The sequence below is a fragment of the Staphylococcus sp. GDX8P54P genome (genome assembly GCF_017893165.1).
Lineage (GTDB): Bacteria > Bacillota > Bacilli > Staphylococcales > Staphylococcaceae > Staphylococcus > Staphylococcus borealis.
The window spans coordinates 51,778-66,018 of sequence record NZ_JAESMM010000025.1; the positions used below are offsets into that span (position 1 = coordinate 51,778).

The following is a 14,241-nucleotide window of genomic DNA, read 5'->3' on the forward strand; positions in this document are numbered from 1 at the left end:
AAAAGTAAAAAAATAATAAGGGTAGGCGGGCTACCCATAAATTATTCGTCTAAATGATCCACTGCATATTGAGCTTCTTCTGCGGTAAATTTCTCACCATAATCCGAAGTTAATTGATCATAAATAGCATCAGTAGACATGTCTTGTTGTTCTGCATAATCCTTAGCCTTTTCTAGTGCGTTCTTTTTATAATCAACTTTTAGATTATCCACAGCGTATTGAGCTGCATCAGCAGGGAATTTTTCACCATAATCTGAAGTTAATTGATCATAAATACCACTTTTAGACATATGCATCATTTCAGAATACGTCTCAGCTTTGTTTAATGCAGCTTTCTGTTCTCTAGTTGGTTTACTAGAAGTTTCTTCTTCTGTAGATTCTTCCTTATATGTAGATTTATCAGTAGAATCTAATTCATCATTAGATTCTTCAAATGCGTTTTCTTCAGAAGTAGTCTCTTCTTCGGTATCTAATTCATCATTAGATTCTTCTTTTGATTCAGAACTTTTCTTTTCAGTAGTTACTTCTTTCTTTGAAGATTCGTTATTTGATTCGGGTTGGCTTGTAAAATTGGTGATAGCTATTATAATAATTAAAACAGTAATTAAAATTTTAACCCAACGCTTCCAATCCATGTATTTCCACATTAGAAACAATCCTAATGGGAAAATAAAGATTAGAGTTAAAATAGTAAACCATGTGGATTTATACCACTTCTTTTTTTCAGACATAAAAATGTCCCCCTTAATTAATATTTTTATATTCAAAAACTCGCAATGGTTCAAATTGAATAACGTATTTACCATATCGAGTAGTTAAACCATGTTTTTGTTTATAATGTCCCAGTATCTCTACTATGTACTTTTCACTTAATTGAACATAATCAGCTAGTTCATATAAGCTACTTACACCATAGTTATGTGCCTCCACAATAATACGTAGGGGAAGTGCTGCTTCGAACCCGTGACGCCTAGCGTAGTTTTCAAATTTTCGATTTATGTCTTTAGATTGATCTAAGATATTCCCATACGTAAGTTTATGATGCGCTAATTCTTCGAAGAGAACCTCTGCTTTGCGTGTTTCGGATAGGTTACTATTGATATAAATTTTCCCATTTATATAAAAACCGGGTTGAAATTTAGGTAAACGATTAGTTTCTTCTATTTCTATCCAGTCGTTTTTTATACATAATTCTTCAAATAACCCCATTCAATACACCCTTTTTATTTTCTTTTACTTTTAATGAATTTAATAAAATCTTGAACTTCTTTCATTTCTTCTTCTGTTAGGCCGTCTTTATCGAAATGAGCAGCCATTGTATCTTGTTGTAAACTTTTATCTTCTGTGATTCTAGATTTAGGTACATTAAAGTAATTGGCTAATTCTTGTATTTTTGAAATTCTAGGATATTTAATTTCTTTTAGCCAGTTAGAGATTGTGGACTGGCTTACGCCGATTGCTTCAGATAATTCTACTTGAGTGATGTTATTTTCTTTCATAAGTTGTTCTAAGTTCTCCGATAAAATTTTTCTAGCGCTTTTGTATTCCATGTTTTTTCTCCTTTAGTATTACTTAATGTAATACTAATTTACCATAAGTGATATTACTTTACAACACTTATTATCACTATTTCTAAAAAAATATCACTTTAAGTGTTGACATATTACTTTAAGTGATAGTATAGTTGTAAGTGTCAACAGGAGGTGATACGAAATGCCAGAGGATTTTAAAGAGTTTCCAGTAAAAGTGTGGCGTACTAATTCAAAAATGACACAACAAGATGTAGCTGATAAATTAGGTGTCACTAAGCAATCTGTAATAAGATGGGAAAAAGATGACGCTGAATTAAAAGGGTTACAACTTTATGCTTTAGCCAAATTATTCAACACTGAAGTTGATTATATAAAGGCTAAAAAAATTTAATATCAATATCACTTTAAGTGATAATAGAGGTGATAATAATTGAACGAATTACAACTTAGTAATGACTTAACCACAATAGAAACAGAAATCAAGAGTTACCAAAATATTGCTGGTCAGTCCATTTTTGAAATTGGTCGAAGATTGAAACACGTGAAAGAGAATGACTTGGCACATGGTGAGTTTGGCAAGTGGTTAGAAAATTTAAATTTAGATTGGAATACTGCTAACAGATTTATGAAAGTTTCGTCAGAATTACCAAATTCTGATACGTACCACAATTTAGGTTCAAATGCTTTATATCTTATTACAACTCTTCCCGAACCAGAACGGAACAAAGAACATACAACATCAAAAGGAGAAACAAAAACACCCGATGAAATGACAGTAAGAGAATTACGTGAATTAAAGAAGCAACTCAAACAACGTGACGAACAAAACGCCCAACTTCAATCTCAAGTAGAACAAGCACAACGCTCAGAAGAAATTGCGAAGAAACAACTGGAAGATGCAGAGAGTAGAGAGCCGGAAGTTATTGAGAAGTATATGGAGCCTGAGGACTATCAAGAAACTAAAAATGCGCTCGCTCAATCAAGACACCAACAAAAACTGATTGAACAACGTAATGAAAAATTGGAAAAAGACATCAAAGATATGGAGCGACGTAGAGATGAAATAAGTGAGAAGTCGCAGAAATATGATGAATTAAATAAAGCGTTAGGTGATATGAATAGAAAGTTAGATGACGGACAACGTAGATTAAAGGCCCAAAAAGAAGTGTACGACCTTGTTAAAAAAGGTGAGGCACTTATCAAAGAAATCGCACCTATGACTTACTTCATTCATGATGAATATATTTTAAGTAATGAATATGCGATTAAGCCTATTAAAAAGATAGCAGATGATTTACTCGATTTATCAAAAAAATTAAACCAACAACTTAACAAAGGAGATGTAATCGATGTCTAAAAATTTAATCGATATCAGTAGACGACAAGCAGACCAATTAGTGCAGCAAGCAGAATTTAGCAGAGAACTTTTTATCAAAATGGAAGAGCACGATAAAAAAATGAAAGAACAAGATGAAAAAATGAATGAGTTTGAAAGCAAAATGATTGATACGGAAAACAGACTTAATAAACGTATGGAAGAAAATGAAAAAAACAACGTATTAAGTCGTGGTGAAGGGAAGTATATTCAATCAAAAGTAGGAGAGCGGTCATATTATTTAACCAACCAATTTTTCAAAGAAGATGTATCTAAAGAACTTTACCATAAAAAACGTTGTCATTTTGTTCAAGGTATTTATTCGACACTTAATAGACATTTCAATTCAATTACTTACACAACAATTAGACATGTCGACTTCGAAAAAGCTATGGAATTTATAGGAAATCTAGAATTAGTAAATATGCCACCTCATTTTTTAAGACTTACTGACCATCAAATCGACGTTGCTGAAAGACATGGCGACTTTGAAATTTTAAAAAGACTAGGTTAAGGAGGCGTAACCATGAAATTTTTATACAAAACAACCCTCCTCATCACAATGGCGGTTGTGACGTGGAAGGTTGTAAAGATTGAGAATTACTCAAGACCTAAGAAAACAAACGTTAATATGAATTGCGATGCAGATAAAATTCGACTAGTTCTCGATTAAATTCAACTTATCTAAAATTTGCATAATCATTTCATCGTTTGATTGAGAGAATGCTTTAAAAAAATTATTTGTAATAGTATTTGGATCATTATTCTTTCTTTCTGCATGAAACTCTTCAAATTTTTGAGAAGCAACTTCATTTCTTTGATTGAACAATTTTAAAAGTTCATCTTTAGAAATTTTATCCATGTTATCACCTCCTTAGGTTGATAACTAAATTATACACGAAAGGAGTGGTCGTAATGCCAAAACACATACAAACAATGATGTTCCAATTCTTTGCCAAACGTGGCTACTTAGAGCCGGCGATGAAAAATCTAGAAGAAAGGAAGACAAAAGAATGTCAATCAAAGACAAAACAATCTTAATCAGCGGGATGGCGTTCAACGTAATATTCTTTTTAGCAATGATGATGAGTGTATTCATCACAAACGCGGTAGCAATTGCTTTATTAGCATCAATGCTAACGTATCTGTTTTTCGACAAACTATATTACGCACAAAAAAAAGACTGAAAGTCGCTGCAACGACTAACAGTCAAGCACTTAACAAAAATTTCATCTTAATCATATAACGGGAGGCACATATATGCAAGAGGTAACTATATCTTTAAAAGAATATAACAACCTGCTAAAAGATAGCAAAGACTTAGTTTTAATCAGTTTAGAAAACAAACATTTAAAAAGACAACTAGATACTGCTAAAGAGCATATTAAAGATTTAAACGACAACATCAATTTATATATAAGCCTATATCAAAGTGCAGATGCTAGAGCAGACAGGGCATACCAACGATTGGAGGAGTATATCAATGTCAAACACATATAACTTAAACCAAGCCTATTTAGAAGTTTTAAACAAATTAGACGAAGGTTATTCGTTCGAAGATTTAAAAGATACATTGGATAGCATCGAAGAAGAATTAAATATAAAAGTTGATAATACAATCGGCTTAAAACGTTCAGTAGATGCTGATGTTGAAACTATTGATAAAGAAATCAAACGTCTACAAGCAATCAAAAAACAGAAATCTAACCTTTCTGATAAATTAAAAGGTTATTTACTCGACATGTTAGAACAACGTCAATTGGATAAGTACCGTACGTCTACTAACTACATTTACAAACGTAATAATGGACCAAGTAAAGAGGTCATAGATGAAAAATTAATACCTAAAGAATATTGGGTATCACAAGCACCAAAACTCAACTCTAAAATGCTTACAGATGATTTGAAAAACGGCAAAGACGTTCCGGGTGCAAAGTTGAAACATACTGTTAGTTTGGTGGTGAAGTAGATGGCTGAACAACTTAACTTATTCCAAAAGATAGCAGACGTTAAAGCTAATATTGATGGTTTTACTAAAGATACAAAAGGCTACAACTTCTCTTATGTATCAGGGTCACAAATACTACACAGAATTAGAAAGAAAATGATTGAACATAATCTGCTACTAGTCCCTAGTACAAGTAATGAGAACTGGACTACACACACTTTTAAAAATAAACGTGGCCAAGAGGTAACAGAATTTATTGTTGAAATGGACTTAAATTATACATGGATCAATGCAGAAAAACCTGAAGAAAAGTTTGACGTAAGTTATCACGCTTACGGTCAACAAAGCGATATCTCACAAGCACACGGAACAGCTTTAACTTACGCAGAAAGATACTTCTTAATGAAATTCTTCAATATTCCAACTGATGAAGATGATGCAGATGCAAAAGAAAAGCAAGAGAGATATGCAACATCAAATAATCAATTGAAAGAGTTACTTAGACAAGAAGCAGATAGTTTTATCGAAATTGCTGAAAGAAGTAACTCTGCAAGCAAATATCAAGAACAGATAGAAAAACTGAAAAATATGAATGTAAATGATTTAAACAAACAACAAATAAACGTTACAAGACAACAAATTAATAAATGGCTTGGAGGAATTAAAGAATGATAAACAGAGTAATTTTAGTAGGTAGATTAACGAAAGATCCAGAATTCAGAACAACACAAAGCGGTGTGAATGTTGCCACTTTCACACTAGCGGTCAATCGTACATTCACAAACGCACAAGGTGAACGCGAGGCTGATTTCATTAACATTGTAGTGTTCAGAAAACAAGCTGATAACGTCAATAATTATTTGAAGAAAGGTAATTTAGCTGGCGTAGACGGTCGTATTCAATCACGTAGCTATGAAAATAAAGAAGGCCAACGTGTATTCGTAACAGAAGTAGTAGCAGACAGTGTTCAGTTCTTAGAGCCAAAGAATAACAATCAAAAAAACAATCAATCACAACAACAAAGAGGACAAGCACCAACAGGCAATAACCCGTTTGGAAACGGAATGCAAAATGCTAACGGTCCAATTGAAATCACTGATGACGATTTACCATTCTAGGACGTGAGTAAATGCCTTTAATCAAAAATTACATCACTCAAGATGACGGTACAACTACCGTTGTCATTGAGGGTGTAGAACTAGATAACAAAACTTCACTCTTACTGGATAACGGGTTTGAGGTAGAGGTAGATGTGCAAGTCGTAGACCCTTTCAGAATAACCGACAAACAACGCCGTAAGATATTTGCACTTGTAAAGGACATAGAGGCACATACAGGGCAACCTATGGACTACATGCGCCATATGTTCATCGAATACGTTCGGACTTACTACGGTTACGACAAGCGCATCTCATTAAGTGATTGCACACGTACACAAGCAAGCCGAATTATCGAGGTTACATTGGACTGGATATTCCATAACGATATACCACTTGCATATAAAACAAGCGACTTACTCAAGCAAGATAAATCATTTTTATATTGGGCTACGGTCAATCGTAACTGTGTACTTTGCGGTAAAGCAAATGCCGATTTAGCACATCATTACGCAATAGGACGTGGTGCAAATCGCAAAACAATGGACCACTACGGTTACGAAGTGTTAGCACTTTGCAGAGAACATCATTCAACTCAACACCAAATGGGCGTTAAAAGTTTTGATGAATATTACCACTTAGAGAACAGCTGGATAAAAGTTGACGATAAATTAAATGCCATGCTGAAAGGAGAGAAAGTGAATGATAGATAGATTTGATGTAGGAGAGCGTATCAGTGACCGCAGAACGCGGTTAGGAATGACACAAAAAGAATTAGCTAGTAAAACAGACACAACTAAATCGACAGTTCAAAAATGGGAATATGGCGTTCATCTACCTAAAAAAGAAACGATACCTAAAATAGCTAAACATCTTAAATATAGCGAAGAATATTTGTTGTATGGGGAGTGAAGAAATATGAGTGACAAGGTAAAAACTAGCATTACTGGTTATGGACTTGTATTTAAACGAGTGATGAAAGATAGAAATATCAGTATAGAAGCTAAAGCATTGTACAGTTACTTATCAGCTTATGCTGGTGCAGATGAGAGTTCATTCCCTAGCGTTGAATTGATAAAACATGAACTCAACATTGGAAAACAACGTTATCAACGTGCTAGACGTGAGTTAGAAAACGCAGGTTACTTACAAGTTGATAGAAAACAAAATGGAAACATCTACGGAAGTAATTTATACACACTGTTTCATAGTCCTCGACAGGTTGATATCCGACCGGTCGACTGTCAACCGGTTGAAATTCAATCGGTCGACAGTCAACCCACTACAAATAACAGTATTACAAATAACAGTATTACAAGTAACAGTAAGACAATTAATAATAGCGCAACTGACGTTACGCGTGAGCGTTTTGAGGAATGGTGGGAACTTTACGATAAAAAGTTAGATAAAAAAAAGGCGTTCAGTTTATTCAAATCAGCGCTTAAGGAACATGAATTTGAAACTATCATGAACGGTACTAAAGAATATCTAAAAACTATTACCGATAAACAATACCAAAAATATCCTAAAACATTTTTATCTCAAGAAAGTTATTTAAATGACTTTAGCAAAGAACTACAACCTAGTGGCATTGATCAACTAAATAGAATGAAGTATGACGAAAGTTATTGGGATTAGAGGGGGATAATATGAAACCGTTATTTAGTGAAAAGATAAAAAAGAGTTTAAAAAAATATCAACCTATTGAAGTAGAACTAAGACTGAAATGTGATAAATGCGGACATCAGTATGATTTGTATAAATTCGAAAGTGGATACGAATATAAAGATGGTTGTGAATGTGAGATACAAAAATTAGCTTATGAAGAATATAAACGTAACAAACAAAAGAAACTAGATTATATTTTTAACCAATCAAACGTTAATCCGTCTTTGCAGAATGCAACAGTTAATAACTATAAACCACAAAACGAACAACAAGTAAACGCTAAACAAACGGCAATAGAGTATGTTCGAAGTTTCTCTACAAAAGAACCAAAATCATTAATATTACAAGGGTCGTACGGAACAGGAAAAAGCCACCTAGCATATGCTATCGCAAAAGCAGTTAAAGCTAAAGGACATACAGTTGCTTTTATGCACATACCAATGCTAATGGAACGTATCAAAGCAACATACAACAAAAATGCAGTAGAGACTACAGATGAGTTAGTTAAATTATTAAGTGATATTGATTTGCTTGTACTTGATGATGTAGGTGTAGAAAATACTGAACACACATTAAATAAACTATTTTCAATTGTAGATAACAGAGTAGGTAAGAATAACATCTTTACTACTAACTTTAGTGACAAAGAATTAAATCAGAATATGAACTGGCAACGGATCAATTCACGCATGAAACAAAATGCGAGAACAGTTCGAGTGCTGGGAGATGATTTCAGAGGACGTGACGCATGGTGACGATAGACGACATCAAACTTAATCTTGAGTGTTCAGATGTGTATGCTCAGAAACTCATAGAATACGCACAGGGCGATCAAGACAAATTGGAGGATATATACTTCCAGAAACTTGCAGAACGTCGTGTGAGGGAGGCTGTGGTCGAATATGGGACTTATAGAAAATCAACCTAACGCATATAGCCTATATGAAAGCGACGGTTGGGAAATGCTTAGGGTTCTACCTAGAGATGACGGTACTTTCTATCTTGCTAATAAAGGTGGAATGAGTGATAAGCATTTCAAAGCATCTGTGACTAAAGATGAGTTAGCAAAGATGAAACGTAAGCATAAATTATTTAGAAAAGAAGAATTACAACAGCAGACAACAATAGATGAATTCTTATTCTAGGAGTGACAACGTGCGGATAGAAATTAACTTTAACGAAACGTATGAGGCACCTATTGGCTCGCCTCGTCCACGTTTCAGGAATACAGGTAGATTTGTTCAAACATACATGCCAGCGTCATATACGGCGCATAAGAAGTTTATACAGAACCAGTTACCTAAAAAAATGTTGAATACACAACTTAAGGTGTCGCTTTACTTTTATTTTAAACCGCCTAAGAGTTGGTCGAAAAAACAGAAACTGATAGCGATAGGTCAGTACAAACGTACTAAACCAGATATAGATAATTTAATCAAAACTGTGTTAGATGCAGCGAATGATCATCTATGGAAAGACGATAACAAAATCGTTGAAATACACAGTTTTAAGCAATATGCAGAGGAACCGAAAATTATTTTAGAAGTGGAGGAAGTGTAATGCAGGAAGAAACACTAAAACTCACATTCGATTTAACCGTCGAAGTAGAACAACCTATTTGGATAAACAAACATGCAGATAGAGAAAACTACATCGAACATTACGCTAATAGATATAAAAACGATCCTGACGACTTACTGGATAATATCAAAAACATTACTGACGTTAGTATCAGTTATGCAGATTGGAAGTGACACCATGAAAAAAGTGAATTTAAAAGGTAAACGTTACAGATTGTGTGATGTGTACAAATATTTTGATGTATCAGATAGCACGGTTCGTAAGAGATATGACGAAGGCCTGCGTGGTCCGGAATTAATACATGGTAAGGGAGTATATCAATATGGTGCAGACGTACGAAAGAAATGAAAAGCAATTAACAGCTAAGCAATTGTATGAGATACAGCAAGCAGAAATTAGACACGAAAGAGCGTTGAAACGTAAACGTAGAGAAGAACGTATTGCTAGGGCTAAACGTGCAGAACGTGAAGTTGCTAGGCACAGAGTGAACACTAAATACTTTAAAAATCTAGTGCAAAACAATCTTATTGTTAAAGTCAAAACAGATCAGTACGGCAATGTGCAGAGGGGGTAGCGGAATGGAATTACATGAATTAAATCCAGGAGATGACATTTGGTTTAAATATCCTAAAGCTAAAACATCATTCCCGGCGGTTGTGGAAGAATTGAATTATAACTTTAATGGCGAACCTTACCTTATGGTGCGCGTTGGTAGTGAGTTAGTAAAGATTGATGATAGATACGACATAGTAAAGGTGTAGATAAAAATGACAATTATTAGTAATAAAAAAGTAGACATGGTAAATAAGCCGAAACATTACACGTACGGAGATATTGAAGTCATTGATTTTATTGAACAAGTAACTAAAGATTACAAACCAGAACTTGCGTTCAGTATCGGTAATGCAATCAAATATATCAGTCGTGCTAATTATAAAAACGGCAAAGAAGATTTAGATAAAGCGCGTTGGTACTTAAATCGTGCATTTACGAAATGGGAGGACTAACAATGATCTATTTAGGTGGTGACATGCTAAGTATAGGCCAACAGATGCGCAGAGAGTGGGAAAAGCAAGAGTTACAACGATTAGGCTTTAAAGTGTACGCACCACATGACGATAAAGACATCAATGATAAAGCAAATGCTAAGCAAGATAAGTTAGCCGAACGTATTGTGTTTAATGACACATTAGGCATGGAAACAAGCGATGTAATGATATTTGATTACTTACCACATGCACAAGGGACAATTTGCGAAATGGGGTACGCACAGCATCTCAAAAGAGCAAGTGAGAAGGATATTAAAATTTACGTTCAATGTACCGACATTAGACAAGGAACGGGACATATTTCAGATGAACAAGATCGTGCAGAGTTCAGTATCAATCAATATGTGTATGGCGTAATAATGGATATCACTGACGGCAGAGGTATTCAAACGTTTGATGAGATATGTAGGGAGTTAGTCTCATGATACTTAGCGATACAATTAACCAACGCTATCGCTATGCTACATAAGGCAAGACACCTACACAGATACAACATGAATTACGCAAGCTAGGTGTCAAAGGCTTTGTGGTTAAGGTAGCAGGAAGTAGAGTGACGATGAAAGTTAGTGAGTGTGACATAAAAAGGAACAGGGAGTGTTTGAGATGATACCTAAATTTAGAGTGTGGGATAAAAATAATAAAAAAATGCTCGATTGGAAAGAATTAGATTTAACAAAAGAACTTGGCGAAGATGAAATAATTATTTTTGAGCCAACAGGTCAGTTTGCGCAACCTATGTATTTTTATGAAGCTATGCAATCAACAGGCTTAAAAGATAAGAACGGTGTTGAGATTTATGAAGGGGATATTGTCGAAAATATATATAAAGAAATAGGCTTTATTAAACATTGTAACGACGCTCTTTGTTTTAGTCGTAAAGAACGTAATTTCTATTTATCAGGTATAGGTGCAGGTAGACCTTTTAAGATATTAGGCAATATCTACGAAAACCCAGAGTTATTGGAGGAATCGCAATGACCGTAATACTATCAGATGAAAGTTACCACGGCTTACTTAACGATAATGAAAAATTGCATGAAGAAATTGCTGAATTAATGGTTAGAAATGTGAATCTAACTAAACGTAACAGAGAGCTAAAGCATAAAGTACAGGCATTTGATGAGATTGTCAATGCCGTTGATGAAAGTGCTAATTCGTATGAGTTGGTTGCAAGGATAAAATTAGAGGTTTTGAAATATCAAAAATTGGAGCGTGGTAGTGATGTGGAAAGTTAAAGAATTAAGAGATTTTGAGAATAACGACGATAAGTTAGCTACTGAAAAATTAGAAAGTTACTTATCCATATATCCAAACTTACATGTAGTAGGTTATTCAGTTAACCATTTTGAGAACGCAAATAATAGAGAACGTTCATACATTTTAATTAAATACTGGGAGGAACAATAAATGAATGACAATTTGAAACTAAAAGATAAATCTTCGGAAGAAGAAAATAAAGAAGAAAAAAGCTTTAAAGATTTATTAACAGAAATTAAAAAACAAGCGAGAGAAGAATACTTTGCAGAAGAAGGTTATAAAAGTATTCCAGGTATGGAGAATATGTCGCCGAAAGAAGCTGAACTATATTCTGAAAATTTAAGGAGGAAAAATAAATGACAGTAACATTATCACAAAAAAAGTTATGACGCATTGCTTGATGACCTCGAAAGATTGCGCAAGCGAAATATAGATTTGGAAGAAAAATTGAATAAAGAGATTAAATTAAGTTATGAAATAGAAGGTAATTTATATGATGTATCAAAAGAACGTGACGAACTCATCAATGATATGGCAGAAGTGAAAAGGAAGGCAGAGGCGTTTGATGAGATAAAAGTTAATCTTTATCACGTAAAAGATTTAGAACCATGGGAAACATTAGACGCAAAAGACCATAAATTTTTAAGAGATATTTTTAATGAAATTCCAAGTGATTGGGAGCGTGGTAGTGATGAAAAAATATAGAGTGATATTTGAAACGTTTATACATCCAGCTTTCTTCTTTCATCCATGTTATATAGTCGAAGCGAATAGTGTTGAAGAAGCTAAAGAAAAAGGTCAAGAAGCATTTAATAGCCACCCTAACAATGTGAAGTTACAAAGAGAAATTGTAGAAGTTCAAGAAATCAAGGAGGAACAATAAATGACATTAGATCAATTAGTAGAACAAGTACAACAATGGAGTATTGATAAAGATTTACACAAAGGTAATTCATTCACACAATATGCTAAAACGTCAGAAGAATGTGGAGAAGTTGCTGCCGCTTTATGTAGAAACGATATAGACGCTCTCAGAGACGGTATAGGGGACGTTATCGTAACTTTAGTGATATTAGCTCAACAAAATAATATGACGTTACAAGAGTGTTTAGAACAGGCTTACGGAGAGATTAAAGATAGAAAAGGAGTTATGTCTAAAGATGGGAGTTTCATCAAAGAAGAAGACCTTAAAGAGTAAAGACATAGTAGCAGAGATTAAAAGAATACTTCGCAAAGAGTGATGTGGAGTAACGAAGAGTAAAACGGAGTAACGAGGAGTAGATAAAGTGAGTAATTTTATCGGAAGTTTCAACATGCCTAAACAACAATTAAAAGAATTATCTGATGCAAAGTTAGCTATGCACTTTACGTATATGGAAGAACGGTTTAAGCAATTGAACAAAATGAAGTTCGATTGCAAATTACCATTAGGAAGAGATGAATATGAAATTTTAACAGTACCTAGCAAAACTCAGAAAGAATTTAAAAATATATTCAGACAAGTGATGAAAGATAAAATCGCAGAGGCACATAAAGAATTTGTAAAACGTAATATTGGAACATACGAAAGTAATGTAAAAGAGGTGCTGGAGTAATGACACAATTCCTAATCAGAGAATTTACGGATAGCACAGGTTATGTGCATGTAAATGTAGAACAACCTAGAGAGAATGAACACATGACGTTGGTAGAGGAATGGAGCGAAGAAGAAGCTAAAAAGAAACATAAGAAAATCACAGGATTAAGCGAATGTCCTGTTTGTAAACAACTAGGTAGAAATTTAGTAGCCAAAGATTATGATACTCCACTTGAATATATGGAATGCAAACATTGTGGACATAAATATCACAGATTTGGAGGTGAGTATGATGTTTAAACGTATATTAATTAACCTTTTATTTGCAGAGTTACTATACCTACTTATTAAACCACTCATCATCAAGCTAGAAAGCGAAGATGATATTGATACTGCACCTAAAGACTTTGCTAGTGAGAGCAATCAATACGATATTAACAGAATTAAAGCTGAGGTGAGTGAGTAATGAGTACATTGATTACAATAGGGGTTATTCTTTTATTCATAATCATAATTATTGGTAGCATAGTTATTTATTACGTAGTTAATAATCAGTCAGAGTTAAACGAGAAAATAAAAAAAGATGGAATTTATTCAAATAATTATAACGCTCGTTTAGATAGTAAAATAAATAATTTAGAAAAACAAGTTAAACCGTTAATTAAAGAAAGAAATGATAAGTTGATAGCTGAGACATGGAAACAATTCAACGAATGGAAATATAAAATACAAATGAAATCTGAGTTGAATGATGAACCTGTTTGTGGCAAATGTCTATGCGATACATTAGAGATAGAAATTGAATATAAAAACAAAAATTCTTGGGTAAGTCCTCCAAATAAATATGGTATGGCTAGATTAGGTGGAGTTGATTATCCGATATCTGCAAAATGGAAATGTAGTACATGTGGGCATATAGCTAAATCATGGAAATATAAAGAGGAGGACTAACTTTATGTGGATAACAATATCAATCATCTTAGCAATAGCATTACTGATTGCATTAGGTAGTAACTCAATCTTGCGTAATGAATTAGATGCACTGAAATACACCAACGTATATCTCTTTAGTAAGTTTGTAAGAGAAAGTGATATAGAAGATATTGAACGTGAGATAGAGAGAGCGAAGAAACATTTTAAGTAATGGAGGTAATCATT

Annotated in this window: 36 protein-coding genes and 2 pseudogenes; 34 read left to right on the top strand and 4 right to left on the bottom strand. The window is 33.8% G+C overall.

Annotated elements, in window-relative coordinates:
* Nucleotides 1-41 precede the first annotated feature (41 nt).
* Genes KA909_RS09530 through KA909_RS09540 form a run of 3 tightly spaced genes read right to left on the bottom strand, consistent with a single transcriptional unit; the run spans nucleotide 42 to nucleotide 1,550 of the window.
* Nucleotides 42-731: an Ltp family lipoprotein gene (locus KA909_RS09530; protein ID WP_204193080.1), complete on the bottom strand. Its 690-nt coding sequence runs from the start codon at nucleotides 729-731 to the stop codon at nucleotides 42-44.
* Nucleotides 732-744: 13 nt separating this feature from the next.
* The gene (locus KA909_RS09535) at nucleotides 745-1,209 is read right to left on the bottom strand and encodes an ImmA/IrrE family metallo-endopeptidase (RefSeq protein WP_210130131.1); all 465 of its coding nucleotides are present in this window, start codon (nucleotides 1,207-1,209) and stop codon (nucleotides 745-747) included.
* 14 nt (nucleotides 1,210-1,223) lie between these two features.
* Nucleotides 1,224-1,550: a helix-turn-helix domain-containing protein gene (locus tag KA909_RS09540; protein WP_180525229.1), complete on the bottom strand. Its 327-nt coding sequence runs from the start codon at nucleotides 1,548-1,550 to the stop codon at nucleotides 1,224-1,226.
* Nucleotides 1,551-1,713: 163 nt separating this feature from the next.
* On the opposite strand from KA909_RS09540, the gene KA909_RS09545 reads away from it, so the two are divergent.
* Genes KA909_RS09545 through KA909_RS09555 form a run of 3 tightly spaced genes read left to right on the top strand, consistent with a single transcriptional unit; the run spans nucleotide 1,714 to nucleotide 3,421 of the window.
* Nucleotides 1,714-1,923, top strand: coding sequence for a helix-turn-helix transcriptional regulator (locus KA909_RS09545; protein ID WP_119527341.1), 210 nt, complete (start codon nucleotides 1,714-1,716; stop codon nucleotides 1,921-1,923).
* 39 nt (nucleotides 1,924-1,962) lie between these two features.
* Nucleotides 1,963-2,889: a DUF3102 domain-containing protein gene (locus KA909_RS09550; protein ID WP_210130132.1), complete on the top strand. Its 927-nt coding sequence runs from the start codon at nucleotides 1,963-1,965 to the stop codon at nucleotides 2,887-2,889.
* Nucleotides 2,882-3,421 (top strand): ORF6C domain-containing protein, encoded by a 540-nt coding sequence (locus tag KA909_RS09555; RefSeq protein WP_053042362.1) that lies wholly within the window; start codon nucleotides 2,882-2,884, stop codon nucleotides 3,419-3,421. Before KA909_RS09550 ends, KA909_RS09555 begins: the two co-directional genes overlap by 8 nt.
* Nucleotides 3,422-3,565: 144 nt before the next feature.
* On the opposite strand, the gene KA909_RS09560 is transcribed toward KA909_RS09555, so the two are convergent.
* A complete protein-coding gene (locus KA909_RS09560) occupies nucleotides 3,566-3,769 on the bottom strand; it encodes a hypothetical protein (protein WP_049394957.1) in 204 nt (67 codons plus the stop codon).
* Nucleotides 3,770-3,822: 53 nt separating this feature from the next.
* Here KA909_RS09560 and KA909_RS13675 point away from each other — a divergent pair, with 53 nt between their 5' ends.
* The 31 genes and pseudogenes from KA909_RS13675 (at nucleotide 3,823) to KA909_RS09695 (ending at nucleotide 14,227) form a co-directional block, all read left to right on the top strand.
* Nucleotides 3,823-3,948 (top strand): hypothetical protein, encoded by a 126-nt coding sequence (locus tag KA909_RS13675; RefSeq protein ID WP_281059140.1) that lies wholly within the window; start codon nucleotides 3,823-3,825, stop codon nucleotides 3,946-3,948.
* The gene (locus KA909_RS09565) at nucleotides 3,921-4,094 is read left to right on the top strand and encodes a hypothetical protein (RefSeq protein ID WP_210130133.1); all 174 of its coding nucleotides are present in this window, start codon (nucleotides 3,921-3,923) and stop codon (nucleotides 4,092-4,094) included. The genes KA909_RS13675 and KA909_RS09565 overlap by 28 nt, the downstream gene beginning before the upstream one ends.
* 73 nt (nucleotides 4,095-4,167) lie before the next feature.
* Nucleotides 4,168-4,407, top strand: a complete 240-nt coding sequence (locus tag KA909_RS09570) for a hypothetical protein (RefSeq protein ID WP_210130134.1) — start codon at nucleotides 4,168-4,170, stop codon at nucleotides 4,405-4,407.
* On the top strand, nucleotides 4,391-4,876 hold the full coding sequence (locus KA909_RS09575; RefSeq protein WP_210130135.1) for a siphovirus Gp157 family protein: 486 nt from the start codon (nucleotides 4,391-4,393) through the stop codon (nucleotides 4,874-4,876). The genes KA909_RS09570 and KA909_RS09575 overlap by 17 nt, the downstream gene beginning before the upstream one ends.
* Nucleotides 4,877-5,527 carry an ERF family protein gene (locus tag KA909_RS09580; protein WP_210130136.1) on the top strand — a complete coding sequence of 217 codons (651 nt, stop codon included), beginning with the start codon at nucleotides 4,877-4,879 and terminating at the stop codon, nucleotides 5,525-5,527.
* On the top strand, nucleotides 5,524-5,973 hold the full coding sequence (gene ssb, locus KA909_RS09585) for a single-stranded DNA-binding protein (protein ID WP_149809775.1): 450 nt from the start codon (nucleotides 5,524-5,526) through the stop codon (nucleotides 5,971-5,973). Before KA909_RS09580 ends, ssb begins: the two co-directional genes overlap by 4 nt.
* Nucleotides 5,974-5,984: 11 nt before the next feature.
* A complete protein-coding gene (locus KA909_RS09590; protein ID WP_210130137.1) occupies nucleotides 5,985-6,665 on the top strand; it encodes a putative HNHc nuclease in 681 nt (226 codons plus the stop codon).
* Complete coding sequence (locus KA909_RS09595) at nucleotides 6,655-6,864, top strand: helix-turn-helix domain-containing protein (protein ID WP_210130138.1); 210 nt, start codon at nucleotides 6,655-6,657, stop codon at nucleotides 6,862-6,864. Before KA909_RS09590 ends, KA909_RS09595 begins: the two co-directional genes overlap by 11 nt.
* Before the next feature lie 6 nt (nucleotides 6,865-6,870).
* Nucleotides 6,871-7,590, top strand: coding sequence for a helix-turn-helix domain-containing protein (locus KA909_RS09600; RefSeq protein ID WP_210130139.1), 720 nt, complete (start codon nucleotides 6,871-6,873; stop codon nucleotides 7,588-7,590).
* Between the two features lie 11 nt (nucleotides 7,591-7,601).
* Entirely contained in the window at nucleotides 7,602-8,375 is a 774-nt protein-coding gene (locus KA909_RS09605; protein WP_210130140.1) for an ATP-binding protein, read from the top strand.
* A complete protein-coding gene (locus tag KA909_RS13535) occupies nucleotides 8,369-8,548 on the top strand; it encodes a hypothetical protein (protein ID WP_136737414.1) in 180 nt (59 codons plus the stop codon). Before KA909_RS09605 ends, KA909_RS13535 begins: the two co-directional genes overlap by 7 nt.
* The gene (locus tag KA909_RS09610) at nucleotides 8,523-8,765 is read left to right on the top strand and encodes a hypothetical protein (RefSeq protein WP_034172827.1); all 243 of its coding nucleotides are present in this window, start codon (nucleotides 8,523-8,525) and stop codon (nucleotides 8,763-8,765) included. Before KA909_RS13535 ends, KA909_RS09610 begins: the two co-directional genes overlap by 26 nt.
* 10 nt (nucleotides 8,766-8,775) lie before the next feature.
* Complete coding sequence (locus KA909_RS09615) at nucleotides 8,776-9,180, top strand: RusA family crossover junction endodeoxyribonuclease (RefSeq protein ID WP_210130141.1); 405 nt, start codon at nucleotides 8,776-8,778, stop codon at nucleotides 9,178-9,180.
* Nucleotides 9,180-9,374 carry a hypothetical protein gene (locus tag KA909_RS09620; protein ID WP_210130142.1) on the top strand — a complete coding sequence of 65 codons (195 nt, stop codon included), beginning with the start codon at nucleotides 9,180-9,182 and terminating at the stop codon, nucleotides 9,372-9,374. Before KA909_RS09615 ends, KA909_RS09620 begins: the two co-directional genes overlap by 1 nt.
* A gap of 149 nt (nucleotides 9,375-9,523) precedes the next feature.
* A complete protein-coding gene (locus KA909_RS09625; protein WP_210130143.1) occupies nucleotides 9,524-9,775 on the top strand; it encodes a hypothetical protein in 252 nt (83 codons plus the stop codon).
* Nucleotides 9,776-9,779: 4 nt separating this feature from the next.
* Nucleotides 9,780-9,962, top strand: a complete 183-nt coding sequence (locus KA909_RS13540; protein ID WP_053017320.1) for a hypothetical protein — start codon at nucleotides 9,780-9,782, stop codon at nucleotides 9,960-9,962.
* Nucleotides 9,963-9,995: 33 nt separating this feature from the next.
* Nucleotides 9,996-10,208, top strand: a pseudogene (locus KA909_RS13545) (DUF3310 domain-containing protein); the annotation flags it as partial.
* Nucleotides 10,209-10,210: 2 nt separating this feature from the next.
* Nucleotides 10,211-10,675: a nucleoside 2-deoxyribosyltransferase gene (locus tag KA909_RS09635; protein WP_245339371.1), complete on the top strand. Its 465-nt coding sequence runs from the start codon at nucleotides 10,211-10,213 to the stop codon at nucleotides 10,673-10,675.
* Nucleotides 10,672-10,857, top strand: a pseudogene (locus tag KA909_RS13550) (hypothetical protein). The gene KA909_RS09635 and the pseudogene KA909_RS13550 overlap by 4 nt, the downstream one beginning before the upstream one ends.
* Nucleotides 10,854-11,228, top strand: a complete 375-nt coding sequence (locus KA909_RS09640) for a YopX family protein (protein ID WP_210130145.1) — start codon at nucleotides 10,854-10,856, stop codon at nucleotides 11,226-11,228. Before KA909_RS13550 ends, KA909_RS09640 begins: the two are co-directional and overlap by 4 nt.
* Nucleotides 11,225-11,485, top strand: coding sequence for a hypothetical protein (locus KA909_RS09645; RefSeq protein ID WP_210130146.1), 261 nt, complete (start codon nucleotides 11,225-11,227; stop codon nucleotides 11,483-11,485). Before KA909_RS09640 ends, KA909_RS09645 begins: the two co-directional genes overlap by 4 nt.
* Nucleotides 11,472-11,657, top strand: coding sequence for a hypothetical protein (locus tag KA909_RS09650; RefSeq protein ID WP_210130147.1), 186 nt, complete (start codon nucleotides 11,472-11,474; stop codon nucleotides 11,655-11,657). Before KA909_RS09645 ends, KA909_RS09650 begins: the two co-directional genes overlap by 14 nt.
* Nucleotides 11,658-11,867, top strand: a complete 210-nt coding sequence (locus KA909_RS09655) for a hypothetical protein (protein WP_210130148.1) — start codon at nucleotides 11,658-11,660, stop codon at nucleotides 11,865-11,867. It begins immediately after the preceding gene.
* Between the two features lie 87 nt (nucleotides 11,868-11,954).
* Entirely contained in the window at nucleotides 11,955-12,212 is a 258-nt protein-coding gene (locus tag KA909_RS09660; RefSeq protein ID WP_210130157.1) for a hypothetical protein, read from the top strand.
* Complete coding sequence (locus KA909_RS09665; protein WP_210130149.1) at nucleotides 12,199-12,390, top strand: hypothetical protein; 192 nt, start codon at nucleotides 12,199-12,201, stop codon at nucleotides 12,388-12,390. Before KA909_RS09660 ends, KA909_RS09665 begins: the two co-directional genes overlap by 14 nt.
* Entirely contained in the window at nucleotides 12,391-12,705 is a 315-nt protein-coding gene (locus tag KA909_RS09670; protein WP_210130150.1) for a MazG-like family protein, read from the top strand.
* A gap of 88 nt (nucleotides 12,706-12,793) precedes the next feature.
* Complete coding sequence (locus KA909_RS09675; protein WP_204193017.1) at nucleotides 12,794-13,102, top strand: hypothetical protein; 309 nt, start codon at nucleotides 12,794-12,796, stop codon at nucleotides 13,100-13,102.
* Nucleotides 13,102-13,383, top strand: coding sequence for a DUF1381 domain-containing protein (locus tag KA909_RS09680; protein ID WP_210130151.1), 282 nt, complete (start codon nucleotides 13,102-13,104; stop codon nucleotides 13,381-13,383). The genes KA909_RS09675 and KA909_RS09680 overlap by 1 nt, the downstream gene beginning before the upstream one ends.
* Nucleotides 13,376-13,549: a regulator gene (locus KA909_RS09685; protein ID WP_210130152.1), complete on the top strand. Its 174-nt coding sequence runs from the start codon at nucleotides 13,376-13,378 to the stop codon at nucleotides 13,547-13,549. Before KA909_RS09680 ends, KA909_RS09685 begins: the two co-directional genes overlap by 8 nt.
* Nucleotides 13,549-14,034, top strand: a complete 486-nt coding sequence (locus tag KA909_RS09690) for a hypothetical protein (RefSeq protein ID WP_210130153.1) — start codon at nucleotides 13,549-13,551, stop codon at nucleotides 14,032-14,034. The genes KA909_RS09685 and KA909_RS09690 overlap by 1 nt, the downstream gene beginning before the upstream one ends.
* Nucleotides 14,035-14,038: 4 nt before the next feature.
* The gene (locus KA909_RS09695; protein WP_210130154.1) at nucleotides 14,039-14,227 is read left to right on the top strand and encodes a DUF1514 family protein; all 189 of its coding nucleotides are present in this window, start codon (nucleotides 14,039-14,041) and stop codon (nucleotides 14,225-14,227) included.
* The last annotated feature ends 14 nt before the right edge of the window (nucleotides 14,228-14,241 follow it).

Bases quoted from the DNA above. Each gene is read 5' to 3' on its own strand.
- KA909_RS09530 (WP_204193080.1), bottom strand. From the start codon at position 731: ATGTCTGAAAAAAAGAAGTGGTATAAATCCACATGGTTTACTATTTTA.
- KA909_RS09535 (WP_210130131.1), bottom strand. From the start codon at position 1,209: ATGGGGTTATTTGAAGAATTATGTATAAAAAACGACTGGATAGAAATA.
- KA909_RS09540 (WP_180525229.1), bottom strand. From the start codon at position 1,550: ATGGAATACAAAAGCGCTAGAAAAATTTTATCGGAGAACTTAGAACAA.
- KA909_RS09545 (WP_119527341.1), top strand. From the start codon at position 1,714: ATGCCAGAGGATTTTAAAGAGTTTCCAGTAAAAGTGTGGCGTACTAAT.
- KA909_RS09555 (WP_053042362.1), top strand. From the start codon at position 2,882: ATGTCTAAAAATTTAATCGATATCAGTAGACGACAAGCAGACCAATTA.
- KA909_RS09560 (WP_049394957.1), bottom strand. From the start codon at position 3,769: ATGGATAAAATTTCTAAAGATGAACTTTTAAAATTGTTCAATCAAAGA.
- KA909_RS13675 (WP_281059140.1), top strand. From the start codon at position 3,823: ATGCCAAAACACATACAAACAATGATGTTCCAATTCTTTGCCAAACGT.
- KA909_RS09565 (WP_210130133.1), top strand. From the start codon at position 3,921: ATGTCAATCAAAGACAAAACAATCTTAATCAGCGGGATGGCGTTCAAC.
- KA909_RS09570 (WP_210130134.1), top strand. From the start codon at position 4,168: ATGCAAGAGGTAACTATATCTTTAAAAGAATATAACAACCTGCTAAAA.
- KA909_RS09575 (WP_210130135.1), top strand. From the start codon at position 4,391: ATGTCAAACACATATAACTTAAACCAAGCCTATTTAGAAGTTTTAAAC.
- KA909_RS09580 (WP_210130136.1), top strand. From the start codon at position 4,877: ATGGCTGAACAACTTAACTTATTCCAAAAGATAGCAGACGTTAAAGCT.
- ssb (WP_149809775.1), top strand. From the start codon at position 5,524: ATGATAAACAGAGTAATTTTAGTAGGTAGATTAACGAAAGATCCAGAA.
- KA909_RS09590 (WP_210130137.1), top strand. From the start codon at position 5,985: ATGCCTTTAATCAAAAATTACATCACTCAAGATGACGGTACAACTACC.
- KA909_RS09595 (WP_210130138.1), top strand. From the start codon at position 6,655: ATGATAGATAGATTTGATGTAGGAGAGCGTATCAGTGACCGCAGAACG.
- KA909_RS09600 (WP_210130139.1), top strand. From the start codon at position 6,871: ATGAGTGACAAGGTAAAAACTAGCATTACTGGTTATGGACTTGTATTT.
- KA909_RS09605 (WP_210130140.1), top strand. From the start codon at position 7,602: ATGAAACCGTTATTTAGTGAAAAGATAAAAAAGAGTTTAAAAAAATAT.
- KA909_RS13535 (WP_136737414.1), top strand. From the start codon at position 8,369: ATGGTGACGATAGACGACATCAAACTTAATCTTGAGTGTTCAGATGTG.
- KA909_RS09610 (WP_034172827.1), top strand. From the start codon at position 8,523: ATGGGACTTATAGAAAATCAACCTAACGCATATAGCCTATATGAAAGC.
- KA909_RS09620 (WP_210130142.1), top strand. From the start codon at position 9,180: ATGCAGGAAGAAACACTAAAACTCACATTCGATTTAACCGTCGAAGTA.
- KA909_RS09625 (WP_210130143.1), top strand. From the start codon at position 9,524: ATGGTGCAGACGTACGAAAGAAATGAAAAGCAATTAACAGCTAAGCAA.
- KA909_RS13540 (WP_053017320.1), top strand. From the start codon at position 9,780: ATGGAATTACATGAATTAAATCCAGGAGATGACATTTGGTTTAAATAT.
- KA909_RS09635 (WP_245339371.1), top strand. From the start codon at position 10,211: ATGATCTATTTAGGTGGTGACATGCTAAGTATAGGCCAACAGATGCGC.
- KA909_RS09640 (WP_210130145.1), top strand. From the start codon at position 10,854: ATGATACCTAAATTTAGAGTGTGGGATAAAAATAATAAAAAAATGCTC.
- KA909_RS09645 (WP_210130146.1), top strand. From the start codon at position 11,225: ATGACCGTAATACTATCAGATGAAAGTTACCACGGCTTACTTAACGAT.
- KA909_RS09650 (WP_210130147.1), top strand. From the start codon at position 11,472: ATGTGGAAAGTTAAAGAATTAAGAGATTTTGAGAATAACGACGATAAG.
- KA909_RS09655 (WP_210130148.1), top strand. From the start codon at position 11,658: ATGAATGACAATTTGAAACTAAAAGATAAATCTTCGGAAGAAGAAAAT.
- KA909_RS09665 (WP_210130149.1), top strand. From the start codon at position 12,199: ATGAAAAAATATAGAGTGATATTTGAAACGTTTATACATCCAGCTTTC.
- KA909_RS09670 (WP_210130150.1), top strand. From the start codon at position 12,391: ATGACATTAGATCAATTAGTAGAACAAGTACAACAATGGAGTATTGAT.
- KA909_RS09680 (WP_210130151.1), top strand. From the start codon at position 13,102: ATGACACAATTCCTAATCAGAGAATTTACGGATAGCACAGGTTATGTG.
- KA909_RS09685 (WP_210130152.1), top strand. From the start codon at position 13,376: ATGTTTAAACGTATATTAATTAACCTTTTATTTGCAGAGTTACTATAC.
- KA909_RS09690 (WP_210130153.1), top strand. From the start codon at position 13,549: ATGAGTACATTGATTACAATAGGGGTTATTCTTTTATTCATAATCATA.
- KA909_RS09695 (WP_210130154.1), top strand. From the start codon at position 14,039: ATGTGGATAACAATATCAATCATCTTAGCAATAGCATTACTGATTGCA.